The 5,586-nt window shown below is 37.5% G+C and carries 5 protein-coding genes and 1 riboswitch; of the genes, 4 read left to right on the forward strand and 1 reads right to left on the reverse strand.

Annotation, left to right across the window (positions count from 1 at the left end; all coding sequences use genetic code 11):
• Positions 1–35: 35 nt before the first annotated feature.
• Positions 36–290 (forward strand): hypothetical protein, encoded by a 255-nt coding sequence (locus GSY74_RS06125; protein WP_164664218.1) that lies wholly within the window; start codon positions 36–38, stop codon positions 288–290.
• Positions 291–334: 44 nt separating this feature from the next.
• On the opposite strand, the gene GSY74_RS06130 is transcribed toward GSY74_RS06125, so the two are convergent.
• Positions 335–1,447, reverse strand: coding sequence for an Mrp/NBP35 family ATP-binding protein (locus tag GSY74_RS06130; protein WP_164664219.1), 1,113 nt, complete (start codon positions 1,445–1,447; stop codon positions 335–337).
• A gap of 140 nt (positions 1,448–1,587) precedes the next feature.
• A riboswitch (TPP riboswitch) is annotated at positions 1,588–1,696 on the forward strand.
• Between the two features lie 40 nt (positions 1,697–1,736).
• Here GSY74_RS06130 and GSY74_RS06135 point away from each other — a divergent pair.
• From GSY74_RS06135 to GSY74_RS06145, 3 genes are all read left to right on the forward strand, one after another.
• Complete coding sequence (locus GSY74_RS06135; RefSeq protein WP_164664220.1) at positions 1,737–3,893, forward strand: TonB-dependent receptor; 2,157 nt, start codon at positions 1,737–1,739, stop codon at positions 3,891–3,893.
• A gap of 165 nt (positions 3,894–4,058) precedes the next feature.
• Complete coding sequence (thiB, locus tag GSY74_RS06140; protein ID WP_164664221.1) at positions 4,059–5,054, forward strand: thiamine ABC transporter substrate binding subunit; 996 nt, start codon at positions 4,059–4,061, stop codon at positions 5,052–5,054.
• Positions 5,055–5,150: 96 nt separating this feature from the next.
• Positions 5,151–5,537 carry a hypothetical protein gene (locus GSY74_RS06145; RefSeq protein ID WP_164664222.1) on the forward strand — a complete coding sequence of 129 codons (387 nt, stop codon included), beginning with the start codon at positions 5,151–5,153 and terminating at the stop codon, positions 5,535–5,537.
• Positions 5,538–5,586 lie beyond the last annotated feature (49 nt).

A 5,586-nucleotide genomic window follows, 5' to 3' on the forward strand; every position in this document is an offset into this window, starting at 1 on the left:
ATTTTCGTTAATTTAATATATGTTTAAGGAATAGAATGGAAGATTTTTTTATTATCTCAAGAGTGAATATAGATACAACTTGGAATATCAGTGACCTACACGATGATTATAATGCGATGGAGTATGCTGACCAGATACTGGACATCCCAGAAGAGCATATTGAACATATCACATTTAGTAGTGAAGGGTTAGAGATAACGCTGAGTGATATGGCTAGTGAGGATATGGGATATGATAACGATTGGTATCTACAACTAAGAAGAATATCTAATTATGCTATTGCTTCATAATTTATAAAAGAAAAGGGCAGAGACATTGCTCTGCCCCTACAGTGTTACATGCTACAAGCACTAACCCCAGGAGGCGTTGTCGGTTGAACAGCTGAATTATCTGCTCCACCCTCTGCATTTATCTTGTCAATAAACGCTATTAGAGTAGAAGCTGCTGCTTGGTATCGCTTTGCTGTCTCACTATCTGGTTGAAAATAGACAATAGGTTTACCAGTATCACCACCAACTCTAATAGCTGGTTCAATTGGAATCCTAGCAATCAACTCTGTATCAAACTCATCAGCTACTGCTTTTGAAGTTCCCATACCAAAGATGTCAGACTCCTCGTCACACGATGGACAGATAAATCCACTCATATTTTCAATAAGACCTGCTGTTGGGATATGAAGTTTTTTGAACATATCCAAACTTCGTCTACTATCATCCAAGGATACCTCTTGTGGAGTAGTAACAGTGATTCCTGCTGTAACTGGAACTGATTGAGCCAGTGTCAACTGTGCATCACCTGTCCCAGGAGGCATATCTATTACCAACACATCAAGCTCTGACCACAAGATGTCTCTTAGAAGTTGCTCGATAGCTTTCATCACCATCGCACCTCTCCAAATAAGAGATTGACCCTCCTCCATTAGAGAACCCATAGACATCATCTCAACACCATAAGCTTTGAAAGGTATAACCTTGTTGCCCTCTATAATCGGCTTTTGACCGTTTAGACCCATCATCCGAGGAATGTTTGGTCCATAAATATCAGCATCAAGAATACCTACTCTTTTACCCTGCATAGCCATTGCAATCGCCATATTGACCGAAGTTGTTGATTTACCAACTCCACCTTTACCTGAACTCACCATCACAAAGCTTTTAACCTGCGGAGCGATATTTTTGCCACTCACAGAGTTGCTCTGCTGTACTGGTGCTTGTGGTGCATCAACATGAACCTCTACAGCGTTAAAACCAATCTTCTTAAGCTCAACTGTTGAATCATCTATCAACTGCTGTTTTACCTCTTGTGCCGACGATGTAATATCGATAACGATAACAACTTTATCACCTTTAATATCTACATGCTTTACAAATCCAAAGGTTACAATATCTTTTGTAAACCCTGGGTATGTTACATTTTTTAGTGCTTCTAAGACATTTTCGTTTGTCATTAAGACTCCTATTTATTTATATACTCTATTTTTATAACTAAAATCATAAGAGTTTGCTTATCTTTTTGAAATATTCCGATTATTTTTTAGAATATTTCTAATTAAGACCATTTTTATCCTATTTTGACTATACTACCCACTTCAACCTCTCGGGGTGCTTCATCAAAAGATGTAGCTGAGACAGCAAATGCTAAACCCGTTGAACTTGAACTGGATAATACCAGCGTAGGGAAGAGAATTGTATAAACTAAATATCTTCTCCCTCTATCATTAAAAAAAGGGAAACAAAATGACATCCAAAACTTTAACCATATCTACCGTTGCAACCTATGCAATCCTAACCAACTCTGCTTTTGCACTTGTACCTCCTTTAGAAGTGGAAGAGACTAATGAACTTGACCCAATCGTCATTACTTCTGATTTTAGAGAGAAAAAACTCTCTCAAACCAACAACTCTGTCTCTATTATAGGTGAAGAGGAGATTTATGACAAAGCAACCGAGCCTTTTGCCGAGACTATATCATCTATCCCAAATGTAAACTTCTCTTCTGGTGCTTCAAAAGGGAAATATATTCAGATTAGAGGAATTGGTGAGAGAAGCCAATTTACCACACCGATTAACCCATCTGTAGGTATCAATGTCGATGGAATTGATTTCTCCAACACCTCTTTGGGGGTTAGCTCGTTTGATGTGGAGCAGATAGAGGTACTCAAAGGACCTCAGGGGACAAGCTTTGGAGCCAATGCTATGGGTGGTGTGATTAATGTTCAGAGTAAAGCACCAACAAAAGAGACAGAGGGACATATTGAAGCAACTGTGGGGAATTATAATACAAAAGCTTTTGGTGTAGCTATTGGAGGAAGCCTCATAGAAGAGAAACTACTAGGTAGAGTATCTTTGTATAAAAATACATCCGATGGATTTATAGAAAATGACTACCTAAACCGTGAAGATACCAACAATATAGATGAGATGTATGGTAAAATGGCTCTTCAATGGCTTGTTAATGATGCCAACACTATTGACCTAAATCTAATGCATGTTAAAATTGATAATGGTTACGATGCCTTTAACTTCACAAACGATAGAACAACTTACTCTGATATGCCTGGTAAAGATGAACAAGATACAAAAGCAGGTTCTATCAAAATAACATCTCAAATCAACTCAAAAATGCACCTAGAGTCAAAATTTAGTCACTCAAAATCAGATATGAAGTATAGTTTTGATGAGGATTGGTCTTATGTTGGTGAGTTTACAGAACAACTTGCCATTTTAAATGCAGGATTAAATATGGATGACCTTAATTATATTTGGCCATATAACTACTTTGATGAGTACAACAGAGATAGAGAGCAGAATGATTTTGATATACGACTGGTTTCAGATGAGAAGGTACTTAATGGTTCTACAGACTGGACGATTGGAGCTTATGTCAAACATGACACCGAAGATTTGACACGAAATAGACTCAAAGAGACGGTTCCTTCTACATTTACGAGCAATTATAAGACAAGAAGCAATGCTATCTATGGTCAAATGGACTCTGAGATAATGTCTAAACTAACACTCGTAACTGGTCTTAGAGTAGAAAAGTGGGAAGCCAAATATAGAGACTCTGACGCTGTTAAGATAGATACTGATGAGACATTAGTAGGTGGTAAAGTAGGACTAGAGTATCAACAAGATGAAAATACTCTACACTATATCACCTTATCAAAAGGGTACAAACCAGGTGGTGTAAATGCCGATAATTCTTTTATAGCTACTGCTAGAGAGTACAAAACAGAGACGCTATGGAACTTGGATATGGGTAGAACCTTTTCAGGTTTTGATAACAGATTTAAAACCCGTCTCAATGCCTTCTATGGAAAACGAAAAGAGCAACAGGTCAAAAGCTCTATAGCAGGAAAAGATGAAGAGGGAAAGCCATCATTTACAGAGTATATAGCAAACGCTGGAAAAGCTCACTACTACGGAGTAGAGACAGAGTTTGACTACTATCCAAATGATACTCTGCATCTCTTTGCAAATATCGGTATACTAAAAGCCAAGTTTGATGAGTACCAAGACCCAAATCCTGACTCTGTAGATATGGAGGGCAGAAGCCCTGCGATGTCTCCTGAGTACCAATATAGTATCGGTGGAGATGTTATGGTGACCGATTCACTAATTTTTAAAGCCAATGTAGAGGGTAAAGATGCTTACTACTTCTCAAATATACACAATGAAAAATCAAAAGTATATGCTCTGTTAAACTCTAGCTTAGAGTACAGCTACAAAGATTGGACAGCAATCCTATGGGCTAGAAATATAACCGATGAAGAGTACCAAACAAGAGGTTTTAGCTTTGAAAACAACCCTGCAAATAGTTATGAGCCAGAGCTTTATACTCAACAAGGTAGCCCAAGAACCATTGGTGCTACTATGAGTTATGACTTTTAATTAATGTTCCGTAGGTCGGACTGCCCTCTGTCCGACAATTGTGCAACAACAATACGCATAAAATAAAATCCAAAATATTCATATAAATTTGGATGAAATGAAAAACATATTAAAAATTTGAATTTTTGTCGGACAGAGGGCAGTCCGACCTACGAAAGAAAATAAATGATAAAACCTATACTTATTCTAATACTCCTAACCATTACTGGTATCTCCAATGATACCAAACCAACTCTAACCATATATACCTATGATGCCTTTGCATCATCATGGGGAACTGCTCCAAAAATCAAAAAAATATTTGAAAAAGAGCATAACTGCAACCTAAAGTTTGTATCAGTCTCTAGCTCTATTGGTGCTTTGCGAAAAATACAACTAGAGGGCAAAAGAACCAAGGCTGATATACTTTTGGGACTTGATACAAGTATAGCCGAAGAGGCAAAAAAAACTGGACTCTTTATCAAACATGATATAGATAGCTCCAAACTAGATTTACCAACAAAATATTCAGATGAGTTTTTCCTACCTTTTGACTACAGCTACTTTGCTTTTGTCTATGACTCAAATAGGCTAAAAAATCCTCCAAACTCACTAGAAGCTTTAGCCTCTATGCCAAAAGATTTCAAAATAGTCATCCAAGACCCTCGTTCATCTACTACAGGTCTAGGACTACTACTATGGGTCAAAGAGGTCTATGGAGACAAATCAGCTGATTATTGGAAAAAACTCTCTCCTCATATCTTGACTATAACCAAAGGTTGGTCAGAATCTTATGGTCTATTTCTGAAAGGTGAAGCTGATATGGTTCTCTCTTTTACAACCTCTCCTGCTTATCACATGATAGAGGAGAAGAAGATGAACTATAAAAGTGCTAATTTCAAAGAGGGTCACTATATGCAGATAGAGGTAGCAGGAGTTTTAAAATCTTCTGAGAATAAAAAGTTGGCAAAAGAGTTTTTGGCTTTTACTCAGAGTGAGATATTTGCAAATATCATCCCTACTAGTAACTGGACTTATCCTGTGATTAAGACGAAAGAGGGGTTGCCTAAAGAGTTTAATAATCTAGAGACTCCTACGAAAAGGCTTTTGATGGAGGGTGAAATTGTAGGGAAAAATAGAAAAGCTTATGTTGATGAGTGGCTTGGGGCGTTGGTGAAATAAATTATGTAACACCCCTAGAGCCTCTTTGCACTCTCTAAGCATACATTGAGAAACAGAGGAGTAAAATAAAACCAACATCTAAAAAAAGGCTCACTCATGCAAAAAAATATCATCTACAGCTCCCTAGCCATCTTACTGCTAAATGCCTGTGGTGGTGGAAGTTCTACCACCACAACCACAACCGAAGAGAAGATAGAGTCCGTCGAAACCGTTAAAACCACCATCGAAAAAGCAGGTTTTACCTTGACCTCTCTTGCTCCTAGCACATCAAGTAAAATACAAAAAACAGACCCTACTACCGTAACTGTCGCCTACACAGCAACCCAAAAAGTTGATATAACGGCAGAGGTTCTCTATCTGATTGTCGATAGTGAACAAAATGAGATATTTGCCACCATTGATGCTACCACCATTGATGCTACCACCCTTTTTGATCAGCAATTCTCATGTGGAAAATTAAGCAATAATATGTCATACATATAAACTATGAAAAAACATAAAAAATCAATATTTGACCAACTAATATTAATCA

The organism is Sulfurovum sp. bin170, assembly GCF_010892395.1.
GTDB lineage: Bacteria > Campylobacterota > Campylobacteria > Campylobacterales > Sulfurovaceae > UBA1140.

Coding starts and splice junctions, on each gene's coding strand:
- thiB (WP_164664221.1), top strand. CDS start 4,059: ATGATAAAACCTATACTTATTCTAATACTCCTAACCATTACTGGTATC.
- GSY74_RS06125 (WP_164664218.1), top strand. CDS start 36: ATGGAAGATTTTTTTATTATCTCAAGAGTGAATATAGATACAACTTGG.
- GSY74_RS06135 (WP_164664220.1), top strand. CDS start 1,737: ATGACATCCAAAACTTTAACCATATCTACCGTTGCAACCTATGCAATC.
- GSY74_RS06145 (WP_164664222.1), top strand. CDS start 5,151: ATGCAAAAAAATATCATCTACAGCTCCCTAGCCATCTTACTGCTAAAT.
- GSY74_RS06130 (WP_164664219.1), bottom strand. CDS start 1,447: ATGACAAACGAAAATGTCTTAGAAGCACTAAAAAATGTAACATACCCA.